Raw genomic sequence first — 25,004 nt, 5'->3', positions numbered from 1 at the left:
ATTGAAGAACTATGATTGTAGAATACCAATTGAGAATATTGCCCGGACAGGCAACCAGTGAAGCCGACATCCGTCGCTACGTGGCGCGTGAGAAGAAAATCGACATACGTACCCTCACGGCATTGCGTATCCTGAAGCGGAGTATTGATGCCCGCCAGCGGACCATCTACGTCAACCTGAAGGTGCGTTGTTACATCAACGAACAGCCTCAGGATGAGGCGTACGTGCCGACACATTATCCGGAGGTGAAGGGATGTCCGCAGGTCGTCGTTGTCGGTGCCGGACCGGGCGGGCTGTTTGCTGCCCTGCGTCTCATCGAGCTGGGTCTGCGCCCCATCGTGGTGGAGCGTGGCAAGGATGTGCGTGAACGGAAGAAGGACATTGCCCGCATCTCGCGCGACCATAAGGTGGACCCCGAATCAAACTACAGCTTCGGTGAAGGAGGGGCGGGTGCTTACTCCGACGGCAAGCTCTACACACGCAGCAAGAAGCGCGGCAATGTGGAGAAGATACTCAACGTCTTCTGCCAGCATGGAGCCAGCACATCCATTCTTGCCGATGCACATCCGCATATCGGAACGGACAAGCTGCCCGCCGTCATCGAGGCGATGCGCAACACCATCCTGCGTTGCGGCGGAGAAGTGTGGTTTGAGACGCGCATGGACGAGCTGCTCATCGAGGAGGGGCGGGTGCGTGGCATCCGTACCCAGAACGGTCATGAATACATGGGACCTGTCATCCTGGCTACCGGACATTCGGCACGCGACGTCTATCGCTGGCTCTATGCCAACGGGGTAGAGGTGGAGGCAAAGGGACTTGCCATCGGTGTACGTTTGGAACATCCCTCGCTGCTGATAGACCAGATTCAATACCATAACAAGAACGGAAGGGGAAAGTACCTGCCTGCTGCCGAGTACAGCTTTGTCACCCAGGCGGACGGTCGCGGCGTATACAGCTTCTGCATGTGTCCCGGTGGTTTTGTGGTGCCGGCAGCCAGCGGTCCGCGCCAGATTGTGGTCAACGGAATGTCGCCTTCCAACCGCGGTTCGCAGTGGAGCAACTCGGGCATGGTGGTGGAAATCCGTCCGGAAGACTTGGACGACCCGACGCTGAAGCCCGTGCACGGACCTCTGCACGACACGCCGCTGTCCATGCTGGAACTGCAGGAACAGCTGGAGGAACAGTGTTGGCTGCAGGGCAACATGCGGCAGACCGCTCCGGCACAGCGCATGGTGGACTTTGTGAACCGGAAGTTGAGCTACGACCTGCCCCGGTCCTCCTACAGTCCCGGTTTGATATCTTCCCCGCTGCACTTCTGGATGCCGGAGTTCATCACCTCCCGCCTGCGTCAGGGATTTGAGACATTCGGACGTACTTCACACGGCTTCCTGACCAATGAGGCAGTCATGATAGGTATGGAGACCCGTACGTCGTCTCCGGTGCGCATCCTCCGTGACAACGACACCCTCCAGCATGTCCGTGTGCAGGGACTGTTCCCTTGCGGAGAAGGAGCCGGATATGCCGGCGGCATCGTGTCGGCAGGTATTGACGGCGAACGGTGTGCCGAAGCAGTAGCCGCCTACTTGAACCAGAATTCAACCAAATGATTCCAGCCGTATGCATCACCCGATATCGGAAATAGCAATCATCGAACAAAATACCCTGGCAGCCCTGGGCTTGCGGACCATCCTGGAGGAGATGCTGCCCGAGGCTGTCATCCGGGTGTTCTCGTCGTTCAACCAGCTGGTGGATGACACCCCCGACATGTATGCGCACTATTTCGTCTCTTCCCAGATTTACTTCGAACATACGCCTTTCTTCTTGGAACGGCGTCCCAAGAGCATTGTGCTCTCAGTCGGCGATTTATCCCTTCCCGTGCCTACACTGAATGTCTGTCGTCCGCAGGACCAATTGGTACAGGATGTCCTGCAGTTGCGTGAAAGAGGGCATCACGGGATGTCCCGTCCGCATCCTTCCCATGTACCGGCAGAAGAGACTCAGGAATTGTCTCCCCGTGAGATAGAGGTACTCATCCTGATTACAAAGGGTTTGATAAATAAGGAAATTGCCGAGAAGCTGAACATCAGTCTGACCACTGTCATCTCCCATCGGAAGAACATCACCGAGAAGCTGGGCATCAAGTCTGTTTCCGGACTCGCCATCTATGCCGTGATGCACGGCTATATCGAGGCGGACCGCGTCTGAATCCCCTGCCATCCGGTTTATCGTTGGGACGACAGATGGACCGGGTCCAATTCCCGCCGTACCCATTCCCGGATGTTTTGCCGGGCGACTTCGGGCTTGACCGCTTCCTCTGTATCCATGCCGTCAGGCGTGATGGCATCGACTCCGGCAAACCCTGCTGCGGTCAGGATGTCTTTGTCGTCCACCCGTCCGGCGACCAACCGGACCGGTACACCGTGTGCCAACGCCCGTTGCAGGACACGTTCCGGAAGTTTGCCCATCAGTGTCTGTCGGTCGGCATGTCCTTCGCCGGTAATGACCAGGTCAACCCCTTGCAATGCCTCATCAAACCCGATAAAATCGAGCAGCAAGTCCGCTCCTGAACGGGAATCCGTCTGAAAATACTGCATGAAGGCATAGCCCAATCCTCCGGCTGCCCCTGCACCCGGACGGGAAGACATGTCCCACCCCAGCCGGCGTGCCGACTCTTCGGCAAAATGACGTGCCCGGCGGTCCAGTTCCTCTACCATGTCGGGAGTTGCTCCCTTCTGCGGAGCGAAGACGTGTGCGGCACCGTTTCTCCCATACAGCGGATTGCGCACATCGCATGCCAGGGTAAACCGGCAATCGGCCGTGTCACGTGTAATCACCTCTTCCATCGTTCCACCTTGGGCAAATGCGTCGACCAGGGCACGGAGCATCCCCCTTCCGGCGTCACTGGTTCCGCTGCCGCCCAGCCCGATGATGAACTTGCGGCAACCGCGATGCAGTGCGTCTGCAATCAGTTCGCCCACCCCATAACTTGTTGCAATCAGCGGATTGCGTTCTTCAGCTGACAGCAGTGTCAGTCCGCATGCCCGTGCCGTCTCGATGATGGTGGTTCCGTCGGACGTAATGCCGTAAGGAGCTTCGATGCTGCGCATCAGAGAGTCATGGACGGAAGTGCTGACGATGTGTCCGTGGAGTGCCGCGACGAAGGCTTCCAGCATCCCTTCTCCTCCATCGGACAGGGGGAAGCTGCGGGTTTCCATACCTTGTGCAGCCAAAGCGTGTGCGAGGGTGTCTTCTACCTCTTCTGAGGTGAGACAGCCTTTGAAGGAATCAAGAGCAAGGAGTATTTTCATCTGTTGGGAAGAAAGAAGGTATATGGTGCGTGTATCTATACAAAGGAGGGTGTGTCCTTCTGAGTTCATCACTCTGACACACCCTCCGACTTATTGAGTTCAATTCTTACTGACTGGCCGTTGTCATCAAGCGAAGATTTCCGAACGCTCTACGTAGGCAATCACCTCACCGGCATTGACCGTCTGTCCCTGTTTGGCGCAGACCTCAACGACACGTCCCGTAAAGCCGGTAACGATTTCCTCGTTCTCGCCCCACGGAGTTGAGATGGAGCAGAACACTTCGTCATGCTGGTACTTTCTGCCGACGAACGGTTCCATCACTTCGCCGTTGAAGTTCACTCCGTAGAGGATTTGTCCACGGCGCGGTGCCACAATCGGGTCTGCCTTGGCACGTTTCATCTTGCGGATGGTCTCTTCGTCGAAGCCTTTCTTTGCCATGGCTGCATCCTTGGCACGTTGCAGGTCGTCGAGGAAGCGTTGTTTGGCAACACCCGACTTGTAGTCGCGGTACTGACGGTCGTGCATGGCAAGTTCGAAGAGCTCTTCGTCGTCTTCGCCATATTCCCATCCGTTCTCGTCCATTTCCTTGCGGTACTTGTCCAGTTCATCGGGATAGTAGCTCTGCGGGTCTTCCTCGGTGAACTCGTAGCCTTTGGCTTTTGCCAGCTCGATGATTTCGGGAGCCAGTTTTCCAGGCAGACGTCCGCTCTTGCCCAGAATCATGTCCCACGTATGGTTGTCGATCATCGAGAAGCGTTCTTCGCCCTTCACCAGCTGCATGACGTTCATCAAGGCTACGTTCTTCACATATTGGCTGAACGGTGTTACCAAGGGAGGATAGCCGAGCTTCGGCCATACATAAGCCACTTCGTCGAACAGCATGACCAGCAGATCGTCCAGGCTGAGCGGTTCTTTGCCTTGTCCTTTCAGAATCATGTTGATACCGGAGTGAACACCTTTCAGGTCCGCCATCATGGAGCCCATCATACCGCCCGGCAATCCACAACCCAGCAACAGGGAAGACATGTGCTTGTTGGTCGGGTCCATGAAGTATCCCAAGAAGTCGTCGATGAACTCCTGTGTCAGGCTGCGCACCTTCATGTAGGCATTCATGTTGATTTCAGGCACGTCGAATCCGGCATTCTTCAGCATGGACTGTACGGAGATGATGTCCGGGTGAACCTTACCCCACGAGAGCGGTTCCATGGCAGTATCGATGATGTCGGCACCGTTCTTGCACACTTCCAGGATAGATGCCATCGACAAGCCCGGACCCGAGTGTCCGTGATATTGGATGATGATGTCGGGATGTTTCTCTTTGATGCGGCGGACCAGTTCGCCCAACATGGCGGGCTGACCGATACCTGCCATGTCCTTCAAGCAGATTTCAGGAGCACCGGCAGCAATGAGCTGGTCGGCAATGTTGCAGTAATAGTCTACCGTATGGACCGGAGAGGTTGTGATACACAGGGTGGCTTGAGGAATCATGCCGGCATCCAGCGCATATTTGATGGAAGGAATGATGTTTCTCACCTCATTCAATCCGCAGAAGATACGTGTGATGTCAACGCCTTGCGCCTTTTTTACCTTGTACATCAGCCGGCGTACGTCGGCGGGAACCGGATACATACGGAGAGCGTTCAAACCTCTGTCGAGCATGTGGGTCTGGATACCTGCTTCGTTGAACGGTTTGGTGAAAGCACGTACGGCCTTGTTGGGGTTCTCCCCATAGAGTAGGTTGACTTGTTCGAATGCACCGCCGTTGGTTTCAACACGGGCGAAGCAACCCATATCTACAATGTGGGGGGCAACCCGTTCCAACTGATCGATTCTCGGTTGGTATTTACCAGATGACTGGAACATGTCGCGGTAGACAAGACTGAATTTTATCTGCTTTTTCATGGAGGTATAGATTTTAAACGTTCTAACTTTTTGTTCGACAAATATAAGTATTATCTCAAACTAAGCACAAAAAAGGAGGATTATTTTTAGCATGGGTGGCTTCATTTTGGAAAAACGTCAGAATTGCTCCCGTCAGGGTAGCCGAATGCAATGTTCATTTAGCAACTCGTAACGGAAAGAGGGTACTTGCCCTGCCTGCAAAGAGAAACACGACAAGTACCCTCCTGATGGGGAAGCTCCTGAAAGAGCAAAACTGATTATTTCGTCACGCGATACCAGTCAACATCCACCCAGCCGCCGTCGTTGGTCACGATATGCGGACGGGCACAGAAGATGCCGTGCTTGGCACCGATCCATTGTCCTTCGCGCACTTGGAAGGGCTTGCCCAATGAGTGGTACTTCTTGCCGTTGGTGCTGTAGGAGAATTCGCACATCACCACCTGGTCATGTCCACCCTCGCTGCCCTTGATTTTCTTCTCCGTGTCATAAATCCTGGCACGCAGGTAGAAGGTGTTTTCCTTCAGTGTCACCTTGCCATTGACTTTCTCGGCAGAGCCTTTGTCGGCTTTCATGCATTCCACTTGCGACAGCACCAGCCCGTTGTCGGTGTTCTCCACGATGAGGGCGGCATAGTCACGGCCGAACACGGTCAGACCGACGCGTTCGCCTTTGTACTTCTCGATGGGTTTGAAGGTCATCTTGGTCGTGACAGTCTGGGAGGGTCCGGTGGTCTTTTGCATCAGCATGTTGGAGACATCGCACAGGTTCTTGTAGTCTTCGCCCACCGGATAGGAATACAGGCGGAGGTAACCTTTGTCACCGGCGCAATAGAGCCATTTCTCGTTGAAGTTGGCTTGCCATTGCCATTGGGGACCCAGTACCAGTCCGTCGAATTCATCGCTCTCTTGCGGGGTACAGATGGGATAAGTCTGACCGACGTTGGGTTTGCGGTAGGTCAGTACCGGGTCGCCACAGCCATCGCCGTCCTCATCGTTGCCGATGACCGGCCAGTCGTTGACCCATTTCATCGGTTGCAGGTGGACCAGACGTCCGTAGGCACCCACGTCCTGGAAGTGGAGGAACCAGTCTTCTCCCGTCGGTGTGTCTACCCAGGCACCCTGGTGAGGACCGTTGACCGGGCTTTTGCCTTGTGCCAGCACGATGCGGTTCTCGTAGGGCCCATAGACATTCTTGGAGCGTTGCACGGTCTGGAAACCTGTCGGCACGCCGCCTGCCGGATGGAAGATGTAGTAGTATCCGTTGCGTTTGTAGAACTTCGGACCTTCGCATGTGCCTTGTCCTTCGTGTCCGTCAAAGACGATACGTGAGGGGGTGATGGCTTTGGTCGCGTCGGCGTTCAGCTCGCAGACGGCAATGACACTCTTGAGCTGTGCGCGACTGCCGGCGTAGGCATGAGCCATGTAGACACGGCCGTCGTCGTCCCACAGCGGAGTCGTGTCGATGATACCAATGCCCGGTTTGACCAGCACAGGTTCACTCCAGGGACCGCGCGGGTCCTTGGCTTTCACCATGAAGGCACCTTGGTCCGGGTCGCCCCAGAAGATATAGAACTCTCCGTCGTGGTGGCGGATACAGGGAGCCCAGATGCGGTTGCCATGCTCGGGCTTCGTGTCGGTTACGGGCGGAACGGCATAGGGTACTGCCGCGCCGATGATGGTCCAGTTGACCAGGTCCTTCGAATGGAGAATCTGGAGGCCCGGAACACAGTTGAAGCTCGATGAAGTCATGTAGAAGTCATCGCCCACCCGGCAGGCATCCGGGTCGGAATAGTCGGCATAGAGCACCGGGTTCTTATACGTGCCGTTCCCCTGGTCGGAAACCCAGACCTGTGAACGGTAAGGCTCGGCTTGTTGTGCGGCGAGCGGTAAGGCGATTGCCAGCAACAACGTTCCCAATAATGTTTTTCGTTTCATCAGATTTAGTTGTTATGGAGTGAATGAATGGTTACTTTGCAGGGCTGTGCCAGTGCTTGCTGCCACTCCTTCAAGTAGGCGAACCAGCTCGGGCTGTCCTTGAATCCCTTGTCTTCCTTCAGGGCGTTGAAGGTAAAGTAGTAGGTCAGTTCGCGTCCTCCGTCGGTATCCATCTGGAAGAGGTAGTTCACATCATCCTCCTGATGGGCGGTCACGTAGCGTTTGGGCACGCAGATGCCCAGCCCGACGGTTTCCCGGGGGTGGTTGACCGTGTCGTTCTTGTAGGCGAGGTTGCTGCCCCAGGAACCTGCCAGTCCGTCGGCTTGCAGGAATCCCACATTGTCGCGTTCCAGCTTCTGTACGCCGGTGCTGAAGGTTGCATCCTTTGCGTCCGCTTCCTTGAAACGGATGTCGACCTGCACGTCCCGGTGTCCGGCGTACAGGGTGTAACGTTGTGTCATGTTCAGCGTCCGTCCGCCATACTGCCAGTTGCGGTCAAAGAACTCCACGACGGAGCGCACCGGTCCGGAGGCCAGTACGCCGGCACTGCGGCTCTCCACCGTGTCGATGGTCTGCAGCTTGTTGTCCAGCCATCCGCGGAACGAGCCGACGCCGATGCTGGTACCCGCCCACAGCACATCGTCGCCATAGCCGGCTGCCAGCTGTTCCTTCTTCGGGTAGAAGTTGGTTTCTGCCAGCTCCAGGCGTTGGTATTTCTTCCCGTAGAGGTCGATGGACTGGCGGTTGTCCATGTACGCACGGAAAGCAACGAGTTCCGACTCGAATGCCGGACCGTGGTGATACATGGCGCTGTAGGATTGCTTCACGGGGACTGTCCCTTCGAAGGTGATATAGCTGATGTGGGGACACTTCTGGTTCTTGTCGCTCAGACGCATCTGTGCATGGGTGCGTGCCGGGTAGGTCTTCTCAGACGGCTGGTCGGACAGGATGACCCGGAACGTCTGTTTGGAACGGGCGGGGATGTCGGCTACAAATGCCAGTTCGTCCGCTTCGGTGTCACGGTTGAGGTCGTCGAGCTGCGAAGGGATTTCTTTCTCCCCGCAGAACACAGTGGCAGACTGCACCTCGAACCCCGGATTCACGTCGGCAAGCCGGATGACTACCGGTTCGTCCTCCTTGGCAGAAGTCCAGTTGTTTTCCACCGTCACCTCCAGCGTCTGCTGACGGGTTTGTGCCAGGGCTGTCGCATTGCCTGCAGCCAGGGCAAACAGTAGAATAGGAAAAGGTTTCATAGATTCAAATTAGGTTTATCTGTGTTCTTGCATATCAGTAAAATACCGGTAGCGGACCGATGGGTCAGAAGTTCAGCTCCTTGCCTTCGTCTCCGACTTCGGCAACCTCTTCGCCGTTGACCTTGATGGTAGAGACGTTGGTCAGGCGTACGGTGGGTGAAGGAGTCTTGGTCTGAATCTTCAGGTTGTCGATGGTCACGCCCTTGGCACGGCTCAGCACGGCACCTTCGGCAGCATCGGAGATGGTAATGCCTTTCAGGTTGATGTTCTCGATAGGCATTTCAGGCAGTCCGTTGAAGAAGATGGCACGTCCGGCGCCCTTGCAAGTCACGTCGTTGATATAGATGTTGCGGAAGACCGGTGTCTCTTCGCTGACGGGGGGCACTTCGTCTTTGACGGACGCACCTCCGTAGAAGAGGTCGAAGAGGACAGGTTCACCGGGGATGTTAATCATGTTCACCCGGTTGATGTGGATGTTTTCTACGATACCGCCGCGTCCGCGGGTACTCTTGAAGCGCAGACCGACGTCTGTGCCCAGGAAGGTACAGTTGTCCACATAGATGTTTTTCACGCCACCGGACATCTCGCTGCCCACCACGAAGCCACCGTGTCCGTGGAGGACGGTGTTGTTGTAGACAATGACATTCTGGGTGGGGATGCCGCGCTTGCGTCCTTCCTCGTTCTTTCCAGACTTGATGCAGATGGCATCGTCGCCGGCATCAAAGGTTGAGTTGACCACCAGCACATTGGTGCATGACTCGATGTCGAGAGCATCGCCGTTTTGCGAATACCATGGGTTGGAAACACTGATGTTGTTGACCGTCAGGTGCTCGCACATCAACGGGTGCAGACACCAACTGGGTGAGTTCTTGAAAGTCACGCCTTCGAGCAGGACCTGCTTGCACTCAGAGAAGCTCAACAGCACGGGACGGAGAAAGTCGCGGATGGATTCCCACAGCGTGTCCCCTTTTGCCTTGACAATCTCGCTGTCAGGCACGTTGAATTCCGAGGTGACCTTGGCTCCGTCTCGTGCTCCCTCGCTGGGGTACCACACGTCGCCTTTTTCGTTCGTCACACCTCCCGAAGCCAGGAGCTTTTTCCATTGTCCTTCGGTCAGCTTGCTTTTTTTCACCGGACGCCACGTATCGCCGTTCCCGTCGAACGTACCGTAACCGGTGATGGCTATGTTTTCAGCTCCCCGTGCGAAGATGGGCGACTGGCAACGTCGGGTCTCCAGTCCCTCGAAGGAGGTGCTGATGATGGGGTAGAGGGTATGGTCTGCCGAGAAGAGCACCAGGGCGTTGTACTCCAGGTGGAGGTCGACATTGCTCAGCAGTTCAATCGGTCCGGTCAGCCACAGTCCGGCAGGAATGACCACGCGGCCTCCGCCTTTCTCGTTCACCTGACGGATCGCCTTGTTGATGGCTTCGGTGTTCAGGGTGATGCCGTCGGGTTTGGCACCGAAATCCAGAATGTTGACTTGGTAGTCGGGGAAAGAAGGTTGCTTCACATGTTCCATTTCAAACGGAAGACCGGCATAGACACCTTCGTCAATGAGTGTAGTAGATTGTGATTGTTGGGACGTTGTCGAAGTAGCAGGCTGACAAGAGGAAAGAACGACCAGCCCCAAGGCTACCACGAGCGCTTTCGTAAAATGTGTGTTCATTATGAGATTTGTTAGTTAAATAATAGTTTCCAAAACCTATGTGCAGGCAAAGGTAATAATATATTCCATAAAAATGACATCCGTCTGGCGGAAATGGACGGTAAAATGCTTCTATTTTATGCTTTTAAACATACATTTTGCGGCAAATCTTAGATATTCATTGTATCTTTGCGCCGAATTAATCAATTTTTGACTTATGAGTTATAACTTACTGAAAGGAAAAAGAGGTATCATATTCGGTGCCCTCAACGAACAGTCCATCGCATGGAAGGTAGCTGAAAGAGCCGTGGAAGAGGGTGCGACGATTACCTTATCGAATACACCCGTAGCTGTACGCATGGGACAAGTTTCAGCTCTGTCTGAGAAACTCAACTGTGAAGTGATCCCCGCCGATGCAACCAGTGTGGAAGACCTGGAGAATGTGTTCAAGCGCTCGGTTGAAGTGTTGGGTGGAAAAATTGACTTCGTGCTCCACTCCATCGGTATGTCTCCCAACGTCCGTAAGAAACGTACTTACGATGACTTGGACTATAACATGTTGTCAACGACTCTTGATATTTCAGCCGTTTCATTCCATAAGATGATTCAGGTGGCAAAGAAGTTGGATGCCATTGCTGAAGAAGGCTCCATCGTTGCCTTGAGCTACGTGGCAGCCCAACGTACCTTCTACGGTTACAACGACATGGCAGACGCCAAGGCGCTGTTGGAGTCCATCGCTCGCAGCTTCGGTTATATCTACGGACGCGAGAGCCGTGTCCGCGTGAACACCATCTCCCAGTCTCCGACGATGACAACGGCCGGTCAGGGTGTGAAGGGAATGGACAAACTCTACGACTTCGCCAATCGTATGTCTCCTCTGGGCAACGCTTCGGCTGCCGAGTGTGCAGACTACTGCATCGTGATGTTCTCTGACCTGACCAAGAAGGTGACCATGCAGAACCTGTATCACGATGGCGGATTCTCCAGCGTCGGCATGAGCTTGCGTGCCATGGCTACCTACGAGAAGGGTCTTGACGAATACAAGGACGAAAACGGAAAGATTATCTACGGATAATCCCCCTACCACTTTTTGAGAACGCAGAGCCTGCTTCCCGACGTATGACGGAGCGGCATGCGTTCTTTTTCTTATTACATCCATCAATCATCTGTTTCAAACATCATGGATACAGCCCTCTATCTGCTCCCGGTTACGCTGGGTGACACCCCGGTCGATGCGGTGTTGCCTGCACGCAACTGTGCCATCATCCCTCACATCAGGCATTTCATTGTGGAAGACGTCCGTTCGGCACGTCGTTTCCTGAAAAAGGTGGACCCGTCCATCGACATAGACAGCTTGACTTTTTATCCGCTGAACAAGCATACGTCTGCCGAAGCCCTTTCCGGCTATTTGAAGCCGTTGGAAGAAGGGCAGTCCATGGGGGTCATCTCGGAAGCCGGATGTCCGGCAGTTGCCGACCCGGGTGCCGACGTGGTTGCCATTGCCCAGCGGAAGGGCTTGAAAGTCGTTCCCCTGGTAGGACCTTCGTCCATCATCCTTTCCGTAATGGGTTCAGGATTCAACGGACAAAGTTTTGCCTTTCATGGTTATCTGCCCATAGAGGCGGGTGAACGTGCAAAAGCCTTAAAGCAGCTGGAACAACGTATCTATTCGGAAGACCAGACCCAGCTGTTCATTGAGACTCCCTACCGGAACCATAAGATGCTGGAAGATATACTGAAGACCTGCCGTCCGCAGACCCGGCTGTGCATTGCCGCCAACCTGACGTGTGAAGGGGAGTATATCCGTACCCGCAGCATCAGGGACTGGAAGGGCAAGTTGCCCGATCTGAACAAAATCCCTTGCATATTCTTACTTTACAAATGACACAATCCCCATGAGAGAACTGATTACTTACCTGATTATTGCTGTTATCGGCTTTTATGTGTTCCCCTTGTTCTGCAGTGTGGAGACCGTAGCCGATTGGTTCCCGACGACCATCAATCCCATCATCTGTTTTATCTGTTCCTATTCGTATGGAGCGGTACGTCCGTATGGCTGGTGGTTCCCGCTCATTCTTGTAGCCCTGTTTGTTCCTACCTTATATATATACTATCATCCCTCCGACTGGCATTACGTGATAGGCTATGCCGGAATCTCTTTCATCGCATCAGCCATTGGTTGGTATATCGGGAAGAAACGGGAAGAGAAGCGTGAGGAGGCACGTAAAAAAAGAATGGAGGAATTCAAAAAAAGAAGATAAAGCATTTGCTCCTTTCAAGAATATACGTATCTTTGCACCGCAAAAACAAAGGAGGGGCGTTAGCTCATCTGGCTAGAGCGCGACACTGGCAGTGTCGAGGTGACGAGTTCGAGTCTCGTACGCTCCACGAAAGCAACAGAGGAACTTCAGTAATGAAGTTCCTCTGTTGCTTTATACGGCTCTGCGACCTCACCACCCTCTTTGAATCCTCTTCAAGGCGTTTCTCTTCGCAGCCGCGATGCTGGGAGATGAATCTTGCGGCATCATGTCCAAATGCAACATCAGTTCCTTGCACAATTCAGGATAAGGTTTACACATCCTGGCGGCAAGTTTAATCATGGCAGGACGTGCGCTGTCGCTTTCTTTGGGGTCAGTCAGATGTAGAAGACAAAAATCCAGTAATTTACCGTTCACTTCATCCGTCGGGAAGTCTGCGAGAACAGCCAGCAGCAGCCCACGGCGGAAACAAAGTGCTGTGGAGGTTGCCAGAGCAACCAGTTCCCCGTAGTGCGGAAGAAGATAAATCCTTTTGTCCTCCTTGGATAAATGGGACAGCACCCACGCTGCATTATAAGCCACACGAGGATGGTCCGTTTGTTTCATTTGAATAAGCATGGCCTCAATACCACCTTCGTCGTGATGGAGTTGGTCGGCTATTGCCATTACTTGTGCCTTTGAAAGTCTGATATCCAGTGAGAGCATAAGGGTATACTAGTTTGTTTCTTGTTCTTCGGGAAAGGCGACACCTCCCACAAAGCACGGATTACTTCTGCCGTTCCATTCCTTCTGTCAAAATGTCAAACGAAGGTCTCCACAGTGCCTTTCCTCGCACCAAAATACAGTCTGGTGGATTCCGAGGCCCTTCTCAGGCGATTCGCAAAATACACATTGATGCAGATTGGCTTCCTGTCACATGATTGTGACACATCATGGATGCGTGCTCCTTCACAACGATTCCTTGAGGCACCATTCTACATGCCTGATGATACCTTCCGATTTGTTGACACCGCTCACCTTCTGGAGAACGAAACTCGAAATTCTTCTCTTCCATTTTCCAAACATTTGACTTCCGGGCACGAAACAATAGTGTTTGGCGGGTGAAACTATATTGTTTGACGCCTCAAACTATATTGTTTGGCTCGCGAAACAATATTGTTCCGGGCACGTTTTGTCCATATTCCGAAAATGAAATGTATAGTTTTCTAAAATGGAAGGTGCTTTTGCGTATTTTTGTTTGCATTCCTTTGCAATTGTCCGCTAGATTACCGGAATCTTATCAAAGGTGAGTTAGCAGAAAACGGCTGTTGGGGAGATTCTGTCAAGCAAAATCCGGAAATAGCTTTCTTATCGTCTTCCGGTATACCGCCATGAAACCCGGCAGCTGAGGACGGATTACGCCTCTCCCTGTTCAGGTAAGTCAAGCCGGAAGACAATGCGGAACATGCCGTCGGCATAACGGGTGCTGCTGATGCGGAAACGGCCTATTTCTGCCGTGTTCGTCACATGCGTGCCGATGCAGGGGCAGGCATCGTAGTCGCCCACACGGACGATGCGCAACGTCGGACTGGCATCTTCGGGCAACTTCCCCAGGTCATAACGTCGGGCTGCCTCTTCCTGAGGCATGTATTCCATGGTCACCGGGAGGTGTTGGGCGATGACATCGTTAACCCGTCTTTCAATCTCTGCTACCTGTTCGGCGGTGGGACAGGTCGGGAGCGGATAATCCAGCTTGCTCTTTTTGCGTTCAATGTGTGTATGTCGGGAACGTTCGCAGCCGAACATGCGTACCATGGTCTGGTTGAGGATATGCTCTGCTGTGTGTGCAGGAGGAAATTCTTGCTTGTTGTGTTCGTTGAGTTGAGGTTGTTCGTTCATAATGTAGTTGCTGTTTTGAAATCTTTCGCGAATGTATCATTTAATTTCTTCCCAAAGGCTATCTTTGTAACTAATTTTAGAGTAATTCAGAGAAGATATGTTTCAGAAACTTGTAGCTATCGAAGACACCTTGCTGAGCGCGGAAGCCTTGAAGAAGCTTTCTGACTATGCCGTGCAGGTGGAGTTGTACAACGAGCGTCCGGTGGATGACGCCGAGATTATCCGTCGGATAGGCGATGCCGACGCCGTGTTGGTTTCTTTCAAAAGTCCGATTCGTAAATGTGTGCTGGATGCCTGTCCGAATATCCGGTATATCGGTATGTGCTGCACCCTCTATGATGAGAAGGCATGCAATGTCGATGTGGTGGAAGCTCGCCGGAAGGGCATAACGGTCGTGGGTGTGAAGGATTACGGCGATGAGGGTGTAGTGGAATATGCTGTCAGCGAACTGGTGCGTTTCCTGCATGGCTTCGGAGACCGTCAGTGGAAAGCGGACAAATATGAGCTGACCCGTCAGCGATTGGGCATCATTGGACTGGGACGTACCGGACGTATGCTGGCAGACGCCTTCCGTTTTCTGGGGGCTGAAGTGGGGTACTACAGCCGGACGCGCAAGCCGGATGCTGAAGCTGCCGGCATCACTTATTATCCGTTGCATGACCTGTTGCGGCAGTCGGATATCGTATGCACGTGCCTTCCGCGGAATACCTTTTTGCTGGGCGAGGAGGAGTTCCGCCTGATGGGGAATAACCGCATCCTGATGAATACCTCCATCGGGGCGACGTTCGATGTGGCGGCTTTGAAAGCATGGCTGAAGTCCAACGACAACAGTTTCTATTTCTGCGACGGGACAGGGATGGGGACGTTGGCTGATGAGCTGGCGGGCTGTCCGCAGGTCATGTACACCCCGGTGGTGGCAGGGAAGTCCATACAGAGCGTCGGCAGGCTGTCGCAAAAGGCACTTGCCAACATCGAGACCTACTTGAGAAGCACGGGCGAGTTGCGATGAGGAAGGGGAGGCGCTGGGAAAATGCTTCTCCGAGGTCGGGACGCCGGGCGGACGTTCCCTTTTATCTGTAAGATGCAGGGGAGAGGCTGTTGGCTGAAGTAGACGGTGACCTTGCGGAGGAAGTTGCCCGGATGTCCCTGTGGGTCAAAAGTGAGGACGACGCGTCCGGTCTTTCCCGGCTGCACGGGGCGTCGGTCGAACGAGGCCTTCAGGCAGCCGCAGCTCGTCTTCACTTCCGCAATGCTGACGGCACGTTTGCTCAGGTTGGTGAACGTAAACTCGCACCGGGGAAGGCGGACGGTGTCTTCCGGACAGTTGCCCAGGTCATACGTCGTCCGGTCGAACCTCACCTGGGCATGCAGGAAGATGCCGGCAGAAAGGAACAGGAGCAGGAGAATCTTGCGCAGGTTCATAAGGCTGACGGTAAATGGAGTTCGGGCAAAGTTATAAATAAAGGAGGATTTGCTACCTTTGCGCCCGGTAAAAAAGCAAATGGAATCTATGATACGTTCTTTGATAGTTGTCGGACTGGGAAGCTTTGTGGGTGGAGGCTTGCGCTTCCTGTTGTCCGGACTTGCCAAGCAGTACATTCACCATCCGTTTCCGCTCGGGACTTTCGTGGTGAATATCCTGGGATGCCTTGCCATCGGATTGTTCTACGGCTGTTTTGAGCGGGGACACATCCTGCATCCCGACTTGCGTCTGTTTCTGACGGTCGGCGTATGTGGCGGGTTCACCACGTTTTCCACGTTCATGAATGAGAATCTCCAGTTGTTGAAGGGGGAACAGTTTCTGTGGATGGCGCTTTATGCGGCGTTCAGCCTGTTGCTCGGACTCCTGGCAGTGTGGGCTGGCTATGCGTTGGTGAAGGCATGGGGTTGACCGACGGGCATGAAAAAAGGGTCAACGCTTTGACCCAACCTTTTGTTAACCTTAAATCTAATACTATGAAAAACACACGGCAAAGATAGAGGCTTCCCCGGTAATGTCCAAGTGGCAGAAGGGGAAAATGGTGAGCTATAACATTTTTTTTAATAATATACTACTGATTTATGGCATTTGAAGCAACCAAAAGAGAGTGGGGAGAGGTGCAGTCCTTCCTGCGTCTGTTAGCTGACGGGTATGTCTGTGCAGGCACACCGACGGGTGAGGCATGTACGGAACGTCCTTACCGGATTGCGGTCGTGCAACGTGAAGAGCACGACGGAACCCGCCGGTACCTCATCGAGGGAGATGACATCCACATCGTGGGTGAGAAGATGGACAAGCGGGTTCCCCGGGAATATTTCAAGGCGGCAGCCGAATTGATAGTCGATGCGATGAAGCGGACGCACACCGACGGGATGGAGTCGCCCGATGGGGTGGAAGAGTTCCTGGACGAGATTGCCGTCTACGACCTGGAGGCAAAGACGGACGACCGTACGGATTACCACATCGGCTTCTGGACGGTGGAGGCTCCGTTGGTGGGCTTCCGTGTCTGTTCACGCCTCGCCCCGATGAACCCCTTGCTGGATGGCGGACGTACGGCAAACCTGAAGTTCGAGCAGACGGGTGTCAAGTTCGCGACTCCGACGGTGAACAAAATCAATGCGCTGGAATCTCCCAACGAGGTCATCGACCGCATGCGGATGATTGACCGGCTGGGTGGCGTGCTGAAGTACAGCGATGTGGCGGACAAGGTGTTCCGCAGCAATCTTTCGATGATTGATTTGCACTTCCCCCGCCTGCTGGCTGAGATGGTACGCACGATGTATGTCGAGGACATGACCCGTGTGAGTGAACTGACGGAACGCATCCGCGAAATCAATCCGCTCAAGATAAAGGAGGAACTGATCACCAAGCACCGGTTCTACGAGTACAAGATGAAGCAGTTCCTGCTGGTACTGGCTCTGGGCATGCGTCCGGCAAAGCTGTTCAACGGAACCGATTCGGCAGTCGAAGGGTTCATCATGGTCGACACCGAGGGATGCCCGGTGTGCTACCAGAAGGCGGACAAGGGGACGTTCGAGGACTTCCTTTTCCGGAACACACGCTTCGAGAAAGGTTCGTTGGAGAAGGACAAGTATGGCTACCTGGAGCGTGAGAACGGTGCCTACTTCTTCAAGCTGAATGCCAAGATTGGCTTTGTGAAGCGATAACGGACCGGACCATCAGGCGCGGTGGATGGCGTCCGCCGTCACCGTGTGCAGTCCGTCGGGGAGCGTCTTGGCAAGCTTCAGCATCCGGGCAGCCAGCATCTCGGTGGTGATGGGGCGCAAGCGGCGCAACAGCCCGATGCGGTTGAGGACCTTGAAGACTTTCATGCCGACGTCTTCCCGGAACCGTCCCTTGGCACCCCGGTTGAGGAAGCTGGGTTGCAGGATGACCGTCCGCCCAAACTGCAGGGCCTTCAGTCCTTCCTCCACTTCCCCTTTCAGCCGGTTGTAGAACAGACGGGAGTGTACGTTTGCCCCTACGGCGGAAATCAGGGCAAAGGTATGGACACCGTTCCGGCGTGCCGTCCGTGCGAATGACAGCTGGTAGTCGACGTCGATGCGGTGTTGGGCTTCCTTGCTGCCTGCCTCTTTCAGGGAAGTGCCCAGACAGGAGAAGGCAGCGTCGCCCTGCACGAGGTCTGCCCATTGTTCGGGATGTTCAAAGTCGACGACATGTACGTGCAGCTTCGGGTGGCTCAGGTTCACCTGCCGACGGACGAAGATGTGTACTTCCGTCGTGCTGTCGTCTTGCAGCAGGTCCTGCACCAGGTGCTTTCCGGTGGCTCCTGTGCCACCGATGACTAATGCTTTCATATTTCAGTCAGAGGGTTTAGAGTTTGTAAAAAAGAATCATTGAGCGGTGTCCGGTTCGATGCGTGCCTTCACCTTGCTCCAGGCGTTGGTGCCGAAGAGGCAGGTGGAACGCATGGTCTCATACATCGTGCGGAACCGTGAGGCGGGAATGACGAAGCCCAGTTCGTCGGCTTCCACATACGGACGCACCGAAGGGTCGAACAGTCCGATGAACGTGCGGTAGCCTTGCCGGCGGTTTTCCCGGACGGCAGTTGCAATCGTGGTGCCGCATCCCGAGCCGAAGGGGGTACATACGGCATCCGGCTCGTTGCAGTCGTAGAAGGCCCATGCACACAGTCCCGACAGGATGTCCGGCGTAGCATAGAAGAACAGCCCTTCCATGCCGTCAAAGCTCTCTGCCTGGTCGATGCGGACGAAGTTCAGGTAAGCCTTCGGGGCTGCCTGGATGGAGAGCTGACGGGTGTAGTCGAGCACCATGTCCGGCGTCTGTTTGTAGCGTTCTTTGAGGGAGACAAAGGTCGGGATGTGCTCGCCCATGGGTGAGAAGCCCGTGTAGAAGCGTCCTCCGCCGCAGCCGATGTTGTCGGCGTTGAGGCTGACGGGGGTTCCCCGACGGGCAGTGTCAAGCTGTTTGAAGAAGCATCCGCCGACCTTCGCGGTGGTTGCCAGCGGCGTGTCGCTGTAGGCAAAGAGCAGAGGCAGGGGAGCCTGTGCTCCGAATGCCTCCCGGTAGTTGGTGATAAAGGTTGCAATGTCCATGGTATTTATTCAGTTGAAGGGGTAAACTCACATTCGTGGAACTTGCCGTCGTCGCCCCGTTCGTAAGCCGTGTTGTAGGGCGCATGCAGCAGGGGGATGATGTCCCGGTCGTAGTTGCACACCGTGTTGAGGCTGTACAGTCCCACCTTGTCGGGGTCGTCCATGTAGGCTTCGTCCTCGTCGCCGGCAAGGAAGCGCCACCCGCTGTCAGCAGTCCATTCTTCATCGGGCGTCTCGCGGTACATGTAGCCCACCTTGCAACCGTCCACCGTGATGCGGTCGGAGGCAAAGCAGCCGTCCGCCTCGTCCCATCCGTTCAGCAGTGGATAGATTTCGTCCGCCTTCAGATAGAAGTCTTTCTCCGTCTGTTGCAGGTCCTGCACCGAGGCGCAGGTGTTCTTGCGATAGATATTCACCACGTGGCTGACATGCTCCATGCGGTCGATGAGTGCGTCGGCATCATGGTCGAGCTTGTAGTCCATTTCCTCCTTGAATAGCGGGATGACCTGGTAGAAACGGACGGCATCTCCATTGGGCAGACGGCAGGTGTGTGCCGCCTCGGGTACTTCTTGCGGAGTGACCAGCATCAGTCCCTGGAAGGGAGCGTCGGGCGCGATGGTCTCGTCTCCCTCTCCCGTTTCGATGGTGTGTCCGTAGCCCAGCCAGTCGTTCTCATTGATGGGCAGACGTGCCAGGACCTTCAGCCAGTAGATGGGCCAGTAGTCGTTCTCGTCCCGGCTCTGCAGGTTCCAGTCTGGCGGAAGGGTGATGAGCAGTTCGGCACGGTCCACTTCCTCGTCCTCCAGTTCCTCGGGGACGTTCATCGGACGTGCCCCCATGCCTCCTGTCACCAGGGTGTAGTAGTTGCGTTCCGGGGTCGGCTCGACGATGTAGATGTCCACATGGATGTCGTAGGAGATGAGTTCGTGAAACACGTTCTCGTTGGGACCGAAGTAACGGGCGATGTGCTGTTCGATGGCTGTCTGCTCCTCCTCGCTGTACATGACCGGTCCTCCCGGTTGGGGAGCTCCCTGTTCGCAGAGGTCGATGAAGCGTTGGGTGTCTTCGTTCGGAGCCAGCTCGTAGGCACGTTGGAACAACGGAAGAGCTTCCTCCTCCCGGTGCAGGTAGTAGTAGGCATACCCCAGCCGGTAGTACCACATCGGGTCGTCGGTGCCTTCCGACTCGATGGAGAGCAGCACCTGCACGGCATCCTCCATGCGGTCGAGGTTGTTGAGGGCGCGTGCCAGCAGGCTCTTCAGCGTGTAGTCGACGTCCTCTTCCGGAAGGTCGTGGATGGTATCGATGATTTTCTGATGCTGGTCTTCGTCGTGCCAGCGTTCCAGGGTACGGAGTAGCAAGTCTTTGTTCATGTCTAAGGGTAGGTTTACTTCTTCTTCTTAAAGATGTCCAGCACTTTGTTGACCACGTTCTTCTTCTCGTCTTGTGCGGCGCCGGTCGTGTCCTTCTTGCCAATCAGCTTGTCAGTGAGCTTGTCGATGGCTTTCTCGCCGGCAGACTGCAAGGCCTGGTTGACCATGCTCTTGGCGTCGACTTTCACCTTGGGCGAGGTGAAGGTGCCGCCAATCTTCAGGTCGAAGGTGGTGAGCTCGGCAATCTTCCCGGCGGATGACGGGAGCTGTATCTTGCCCGTGTAGTCGATGGTCTGGTCCAGCCCTGTCGTACCGGAGAGGTTCAGGTTGTAGTCGCCCAGCTTGATGTCGAACGGCTTGGTGGACACACGGCCCTTGTCGATGGTGAAGTCGAGGTTCATGTCTTTCACACTCAAGTCCTTCATGCCCGGCTTCTTGATGGCGTCGGCAATGAGGTCGATGGACTTCACGCCGCTCAGGTTCAGGTCGCGGGTCGAGAGGCTGCCGTTGCCCGTCATGGTCTGCAGGACGGGACTCATGGTCTGGTCGAGCTGTGTATCAATGTTCAGGCTGCCGGAGTACGTTCCCTTCAGGTGCTCAAAGACGGGGGCGAGCTGCTTCACCATGTTCAGCTCCTTGTAGGTCTGTGCAAAGCCCAGGTCGGTCATCTTCAGTCCGGCGTTGAAGGTCGGTGTCTTGGGGTCGGCGGTGGAGTAGCTTCCGTTGAGCAGCACGTTGCCGCCCATGGTCCCGAGTGAAAGGTTCTGCATGTCCACTTTGCCGCCGCGCACCGTGAGCTTGCCCTTGACGTTGTTGAAGGTCATCGTGTCGAACAGCACCTGTTTCATGTCCGCCTGCATGGCGAAGTCGATGTTCTTGGGTACGATGAGCAGCGAACCTTCCCCGCTGGTTGCGGTCGCCGTCGTGTCGGCAGCCACAGCCGTCGTGTCGGTAGCCGACGACATGAAGTCATTCAGGTTGAGGTGGTTCGAACGGAGGTTGAGGGTGCCCCGCAACGTGGAGCCTTTCAGTGCATAGCCCATGTAGTTCTCAAAGCGGCTGTCCGCGGTGAGGTCGTTCTTGCCGATGTTCACCGTCGTTTCGCTCAGTTGCAGATATTGGGGCGTGAAGGTGAGTAGCGACTGCCGGATGTCGACGTCCGGCATGTCCTTCATCTTCAGCTTCATGTTGCTCAGGGCGATGGTGCCCCCTGCCTTCACGGCGTCATATTGCTCCTTCTCGATGTAGGACAGGCGTCCGGACACATTGGCGTCCGCCTTGACCACACCGTTCAGTTCCATGTCCTCGAGCGGATAGACCTGCTTGAGCATCCCCAGGTCGATGGTGCCCCGTGCGCTGACGGCAAAGTCCGGGTCGCTGACGGGAGTCTTCACCACGGCGTTCAGCGTGAAGGGGTTGTCCGCCAGACGGAAGGAGAGGGGCTTGATGGTCACGAGCGTGCTGTCCACCGAACCGCCGGGGTTCTCCACGCATGCCTGTACGTTGATCTGGTCCACACCGGCGGGGAGGCTCGGATAGCGGAACATGGCGTTCTTCACGTCGAGCAGTACCTTGAATGCCGGTACGGTGTCGCCCAGCAGAGTACCTTTGGCGTAAGCCGAGAGGGTGGCGGTGCCGTCCGTCTTCAGCTTGTCAAAGTCCTTGGCATAGATGGCGGGGATGAGTGACAGCACCTCCTTGAAGCCCATGTCGTTCGTGTGGAGCTTCACATCCATGTCCGTCTGTGCCCCCTTCATCTGGAACCATCCGTCGAGGTTCGCCTCGATGGCATTCAGCGTCAGGGTGTTGTCCTTCAGTGTATATCGTCCGTTGGCAAAGTCGGCATCTACGTCCAGCTTGGCAGTGATGCGGGCACGGTTGAGGAAGGGGATACCGTCCATGCGGTAGGTCACTCCCTGTGTCTCTCCCTTCAGCTGAAGGGTGGAACGTTCGCCCGAGAGGTCGCCCCGGCAGCCCAGGTCCAGTCCCTCGACCTCGGCATACATCTTGCCTTGGCGGTCATCGTAGATGAGGTCCACGTTGTCCAGCTCCACACGCTGGAGTTTGACACGGAAGGCATCGCTCCCGGCCGACGTCTCCTCCGTGGCGGTACTGTCGGACTTCATCACGTCCCAGTTCGCGCGTCCGTCGGGAAGGACGATGGCATGGAGCCGGGTGTCTTCTATGTAGATGCGGGAGATATCGTATCCGCTGTTGCCGAAGAGCGAGAACAGATTGACCGTGGCGGTCAGTTCTCCGGCTTGTACGAGAGTATCGTTGGCAAAGTCGCCTTTCCCCTTCAGCCAGAAGTCCTCCAACGTCAGGGATGCCTGGGGAAAGTGCCGGATGAGGCTGATGTCCAGGGAGGCAAAGTCGAACTCGGCATTCAGCATCTTGTTGCCTTCGGTCTTGACCAGGTCGGCAATCTTGCCGCGGAACAGGAAGGGCAGTGCCAGAAGCAGCACAATGAGTACGCCTATGACAATGGCGGCAATCTTAAAAACTTTCTTCATACGCTTTCTTTTTAATAGGTCTGTTTGATAGTACAAAGTTACTACAAAAAAGTGAAATGCGGAAAGTTATAGTGATAGAATTGAGTTACAAGGGTTTTAGTTGAAGTGGCGATAATTCGTGAAGCCATTACAATCCCTGCCGAAGCCAAATCCTGACGCCGCAACGTTACTTGTTCGTAACCATGCCCGAAAATGCGACAAACGGGTACGGATAGCGAAACAATACGTTAAGGAATAGTGAGTTACCGATAACTCACGCAAAAATTTCGGTTACGGAAAAAGATTGCTCTGTTCCTCCCCGTTTTGCGTACCGACACCGGACTCTTCACCAACTAATTTTGAAACCAAAAAATTAAGGACGATGAAGAGTACATTTTCAGTAATCTATTACCTCAAGCGTCAGGTAGTGAAAAAGGACGGGACAGTACCCGTCATGGGACGCATCACGGTGGACGGCAGCCAGACGCAGTTCAGCTGCAAGCTGACAGTCGATCCGAAACTGTGGGACACCAAAGGTGGACGTGTCACAGGCAGAAGCGCGGCGGCACTCGAAACGAACCGTATGCTTGACAAGATGCGGGTGCGCATCAATAGGCACTATCAGGAAATCATGGAACGTGACAACTTCGTCACGGCTGAGAAGGTGAAGAACGCTTTTCTCGGACTGGAACACCGCTACCACACGCTGATGCAGGTGTACCGTCGTCACAATGAGGACTATGAGAAACAGGTGGAAGCAGGCATGAAAGCAAAAGGTACACTGGAAAAGTACCGTATCGTTTACAAGCACCTGCAAGAGTTCCTCGACATCCGCTACCATGTGAAGGACATCGCACTGAAAGAGCTTACCCCCGCTTTCATCTCCGACTTCGAGATGTTCCTGCGCACGGACAAACACTGCTGCACCAATACCGTGTGGCTGTACGTCTGCCCGCTACGGACGATGGTGTTCATCGCCATCAACAACGAGTGGCTGACACGCGACCCGTTCCGCGAGTATGAAATCAAGAAGGAGGAAACAACACGCAGTTTTCTGACCAAAGAGGAAATACGCCTGCTGATGGACGGGAAACTGAAAAACGCCAAACAGGAACTGTACCGTGACCTCTACCTGTTCTGCGCTTTCACCGGGTTGTCGTTCTCGGATATGCGCAACCTCACGGAAGAGAATATCCGCACCTACTTCGACGAACACGAGTGGATAAACATCAACCGCCAGAAAACGGGCGTGGTGTCCAACATCCGCCTGCTTGACATCGCCAACCGCATAATCGGCAAATACCGTGGGCTGTGCGAGAACGGCAAGATATTCCCCGTCCCGCATTATAACACGTGCCTTGCCGGTATCCGTGCCGTCGCCAAGCGTTGCGGCATCACCAAGCATATCACGTGGCATCAGAGCCGCCACACGGCAGCCACGACGGTATTTCTCTCTAATGGCGTACCTATCGAAACCGTCAGCTCCATGCTCGGACACAAGAGCATAAAGACGACGCAGATTTACGCGAAGATAACCAAAGAAAAACTCAATCAGGACATGAAGAACCTTGCCGCAAGGTTGAACAGTGTTGAGGAATTTGCAGGTTGCACCATCTAAAAAAGAGAAGCCATGAAACGTGACATAATCATCATAGAGGACAAGGCGGTCAGCGTAACCGGTAACGACGTGTGGATGACCGCCACCGAAATCGCCGGACTGTTCCATACGACCGTCCCGGCAGTGAACGCCGCCATCAAAGCCATCCGCAAGTCGGACGTGCTTAACGACTACGAGGTGTGCCGCTACATGCAACTTGAAAACGGACTGTACGCAGATGTGTACGCGCTTGAAATCATCATCCCCGTCGCCTTCCGGCTGAACACCTACAACACCCACCTGTTCCGCACATGGCTGGTGGGAAAAGCTCTCGCCAAAGAGAAACGGCAGGCATACGTGATGTTCATACAGAACGGAAAAGCCGGGTACTGCTGATTGCGCATACCACATAAGACAAGGAAACGGGCAGCACCACAAAAAGTGTCGCCCGTTTCCTTTTTTCTTGCCAACCGCGCTCACTCCAGCGGCTTGCGGTAATTTGCTTCCAGCACTTCACGCAGCCCCGTTTCCGGGTAAAGCACCTTCCCTCCCAAAAGTATGAAGGGCAACACGCGGTTGTTGCGGTATTCCTGCAATGTGCGTCGGCTTACGCGGAGCAGTTCCGCCACCTCGCCGTCCGTCAGGTAACGTTCCCCGTCCAGCAGAGGACGGTAACTTTCCAGAAAGGCGGACAGCCATTTCGAGCCTTTGCGCATATCCTGCACCACAGAGGCTATCGGCTCGTCTTCCATCGTAAAAACATCGTTGTTCTCGTTCATCATAACTTCGGATTCAGTGGGTGAATAA

General features: G+C 54.7%; 23 protein-coding genes and 1 tRNA gene. 11 read left to right on the top strand and 13 right to left on the bottom strand.

Annotated elements, in window-relative coordinates; all coding sequences use genetic code 11:
• Positions 1–11 precede the first annotated feature (11 nt).
• Complete coding sequence (locus C8275_RS12215) at positions 12–1,607, top strand: NAD(P)/FAD-dependent oxidoreductase (RefSeq protein WP_106625355.1); 1,596 nt, start codon at positions 12–14, stop codon at positions 1,605–1,607.
• Positions 1,608–1,617: 10 nt separating this feature from the next.
• A complete protein-coding gene (locus tag C8275_RS12210) occupies positions 1,618–2,205 on the top strand; it encodes a LuxR C-terminal-related transcriptional regulator (RefSeq protein WP_022385560.1) in 588 nt (195 codons plus the stop codon).
• A 17-nt stretch (positions 2,206–2,222) separates the two neighbouring features.
• Here C8275_RS12210 and C8275_RS12205 read toward each other — a convergent pair whose 3' ends face one another.
• The 5 genes from C8275_RS12205 to C8275_RS12185 all read right to left on the bottom strand — a co-directional run bounded on the left by C8275_RS12205 (position 2,223) and on the right by C8275_RS12185 (position 10,063).
• Positions 2,223–3,308, bottom strand: a complete 1,086-nt coding sequence (locus C8275_RS12205; RefSeq protein ID WP_106625354.1) for a glycerate kinase — start codon at positions 3,306–3,308, stop codon at positions 2,223–2,225.
• A gap of 126 nt (positions 3,309–3,434) precedes the next feature.
• Positions 3,435–5,210, bottom strand: coding sequence for an hMGL-like protein (locus C8275_RS12200; protein ID WP_022385558.1), 1,776 nt, complete (start codon positions 5,208–5,210; stop codon positions 3,435–3,437).
• A gap of 257 nt (positions 5,211–5,467) precedes the next feature.
• Entirely contained in the window at positions 5,468–7,144 is a 1,677-nt protein-coding gene (locus tag C8275_RS12195) for a glycoside hydrolase 43 family protein (RefSeq protein ID WP_106625353.1), read from the bottom strand.
• A 5-nt stretch (positions 7,145–7,149) separates the two neighbouring features.
• A complete protein-coding gene (locus C8275_RS12190) occupies positions 7,150–8,397 on the bottom strand; it encodes a DUF4861 domain-containing protein (RefSeq protein ID WP_106625352.1) in 1,248 nt (415 codons plus the stop codon).
• A gap of 64 nt (positions 8,398–8,461) precedes the next feature.
• Positions 8,462–10,063, bottom strand: a complete 1,602-nt coding sequence (locus C8275_RS12185) for a glycoside hydrolase family 28 protein (protein ID WP_106625351.1) — start codon at positions 10,061–10,063, stop codon at positions 8,462–8,464.
• A gap of 196 nt (positions 10,064–10,259) precedes the next feature.
• Here C8275_RS12185 and C8275_RS12180 point away from each other — a divergent pair, with 196 nt between their 5' ends.
• From C8275_RS12180 to C8275_RS12165, 4 genes are all read left to right on the top strand, one after another.
• Positions 10,260–11,117, top strand: a complete 858-nt coding sequence (locus C8275_RS12180; protein WP_022385554.1) for an enoyl-ACP reductase — start codon at positions 10,260–10,262, stop codon at positions 11,115–11,117.
• Between the two features lie 105 nt (positions 11,118–11,222).
• Positions 11,223–11,927, top strand: a complete 705-nt coding sequence (locus C8275_RS12175; protein ID WP_022385553.1) for an SAM-dependent methyltransferase — start codon at positions 11,223–11,225, stop codon at positions 11,925–11,927.
• A gap of 10 nt (positions 11,928–11,937) precedes the next feature.
• The gene (locus C8275_RS12170) at positions 11,938–12,303 is read left to right on the top strand and encodes a hypothetical protein (RefSeq protein ID WP_106625350.1); all 366 of its coding nucleotides are present in this window, start codon (positions 11,938–11,940) and stop codon (positions 12,301–12,303) included.
• 53 nt (positions 12,304–12,356) lie between these two features.
• Positions 12,357–12,430 (top strand) — tRNA-Ala (locus C8275_RS12165).
• Positions 12,431–12,492: 62 nt separating this feature from the next.
• Here the strand turns inward: C8275_RS12165 and C8275_RS12160 are convergent.
• Together C8275_RS12160 and C8275_RS12155 are read right to left on the bottom strand one after the other, a co-directional pair.
• Positions 12,493–13,005 (bottom strand): hypothetical protein, encoded by a 513-nt coding sequence (locus C8275_RS12160; protein ID WP_106625349.1) that lies wholly within the window; start codon positions 13,003–13,005, stop codon positions 12,493–12,495.
• 690 nt (positions 13,006–13,695) lie between these two features.
• On the bottom strand, positions 13,696–14,178 hold the full coding sequence (locus tag C8275_RS12155; RefSeq protein WP_106625348.1) for a hypothetical protein: 483 nt from the start codon (positions 14,176–14,178) through the stop codon (positions 13,696–13,698).
• Positions 14,179–14,275: 97 nt separating this feature from the next.
• Here C8275_RS12155 and C8275_RS12150 point away from each other — a divergent pair, with 97 nt between their 5' ends.
• A complete protein-coding gene (locus tag C8275_RS12150; RefSeq protein WP_106625347.1) occupies positions 14,276–15,187 on the top strand; it encodes an NAD(P)-dependent oxidoreductase in 912 nt (303 codons plus the stop codon).
• Here the strand turns inward: C8275_RS12150 and C8275_RS12145 are convergent.
• Complete coding sequence (locus tag C8275_RS12145; RefSeq protein WP_157948265.1) at positions 15,157–15,600, bottom strand: DUF1573 domain-containing protein; 444 nt, start codon at positions 15,598–15,600, stop codon at positions 15,157–15,159. The two genes, C8275_RS12150 and C8275_RS12145, sit on opposite strands and share 31 nt — an antisense overlap.
• An 88-nt stretch (positions 15,601–15,688) precedes the next feature.
• Here C8275_RS12145 and crcB point away from each other — a divergent pair, with 88 nt between their 5' ends.
• Positions 15,689–16,069 (top strand): fluoride efflux transporter CrcB, encoded by a 381-nt coding sequence (gene crcB, locus C8275_RS12140; RefSeq protein ID WP_022385547.1) that lies wholly within the window; start codon positions 15,689–15,691, stop codon positions 16,067–16,069.
• A 170-nt stretch (positions 16,070–16,239) separates the two neighbouring features.
• Positions 16,240–17,325, top strand: a complete 1,086-nt coding sequence (locus C8275_RS12135) for an HpaII family restriction endonuclease (protein ID WP_106625345.1) — start codon at positions 16,240–16,242, stop codon at positions 17,323–17,325.
• Between the two features lie 12 nt (positions 17,326–17,337).
• On the opposite strand, the gene C8275_RS12130 is transcribed toward C8275_RS12135, so the two are convergent.
• From C8275_RS12130 to C8275_RS12115, 4 genes are read right to left on the bottom strand one after another with little or no spacing between them, the layout of a single operon-like run.
• Positions 17,338–17,976 (bottom strand): NAD(P)H-binding protein, encoded by a 639-nt coding sequence (locus C8275_RS12130; protein ID WP_106625344.1) that lies wholly within the window; start codon positions 17,974–17,976, stop codon positions 17,338–17,340.
• 36 nt (positions 17,977–18,012) lie between these two features.
• The gene (locus C8275_RS12125) at positions 18,013–18,735 is read right to left on the bottom strand and encodes a DUF169 domain-containing protein (protein ID WP_106625343.1); all 723 of its coding nucleotides are present in this window, start codon (positions 18,733–18,735) and stop codon (positions 18,013–18,015) included.
• Between the two features lie 5 nt (positions 18,736–18,740).
• Positions 18,741–20,108, bottom strand: coding sequence for a DUF2185 domain-containing protein (locus tag C8275_RS12120; protein ID WP_106625342.1), 1,368 nt, complete (start codon positions 20,106–20,108; stop codon positions 18,741–18,743).
• 14 nt (positions 20,109–20,122) lie between these two features.
• Positions 20,123–22,621 carry an AsmA-like C-terminal region-containing protein gene (locus tag C8275_RS12115; protein ID WP_106625341.1) on the bottom strand — a complete coding sequence of 833 codons (2,499 nt, stop codon included), beginning with the start codon at positions 22,619–22,621 and terminating at the stop codon, positions 20,123–20,125.
• Positions 22,622–22,982: 361 nt separating this feature from the next.
• Here C8275_RS12115 and C8275_RS12105 point away from each other — a divergent pair, with 361 nt between their 5' ends.
• Both C8275_RS12105 and C8275_RS12100 read left to right on the top strand, forming a co-directional pair.
• Positions 22,983–24,218, top strand: coding sequence for a site-specific integrase (locus C8275_RS12105; RefSeq protein ID WP_004348478.1), 1,236 nt, complete (start codon positions 22,983–22,985; stop codon positions 24,216–24,218).
• Between the two features lie 12 nt (positions 24,219–24,230).
• Positions 24,231–24,593: a hypothetical protein gene (locus C8275_RS12100; RefSeq protein WP_004348477.1), complete on the top strand. Its 363-nt coding sequence runs from the start codon at positions 24,231–24,233 to the stop codon at positions 24,591–24,593.
• A gap of 80 nt (positions 24,594–24,673) precedes the next feature.
• Here the strand turns inward: C8275_RS12100 and C8275_RS12095 are convergent, their stop codons facing one another.
• Entirely contained in the window at positions 24,674–24,979 is a 306-nt protein-coding gene (locus C8275_RS12095) for a helix-turn-helix domain-containing protein (protein WP_004348476.1), read from the bottom strand.
• Positions 24,980–25,004: the final 25 nt, after the last annotated feature.

This window comes from Bacteroides sp. Marseille-P3684 (assembly GCF_900291465.1).
In the GTDB taxonomy this organism is placed as follows: Bacteria; Bacteroidota; Bacteroidia; order Bacteroidales; family Bacteroidaceae; genus Phocaeicola_A.
Note: the sequence above shows the minus strand (reverse complement) of the source record. Positions and strands in the feature narration are given on the sequence as shown.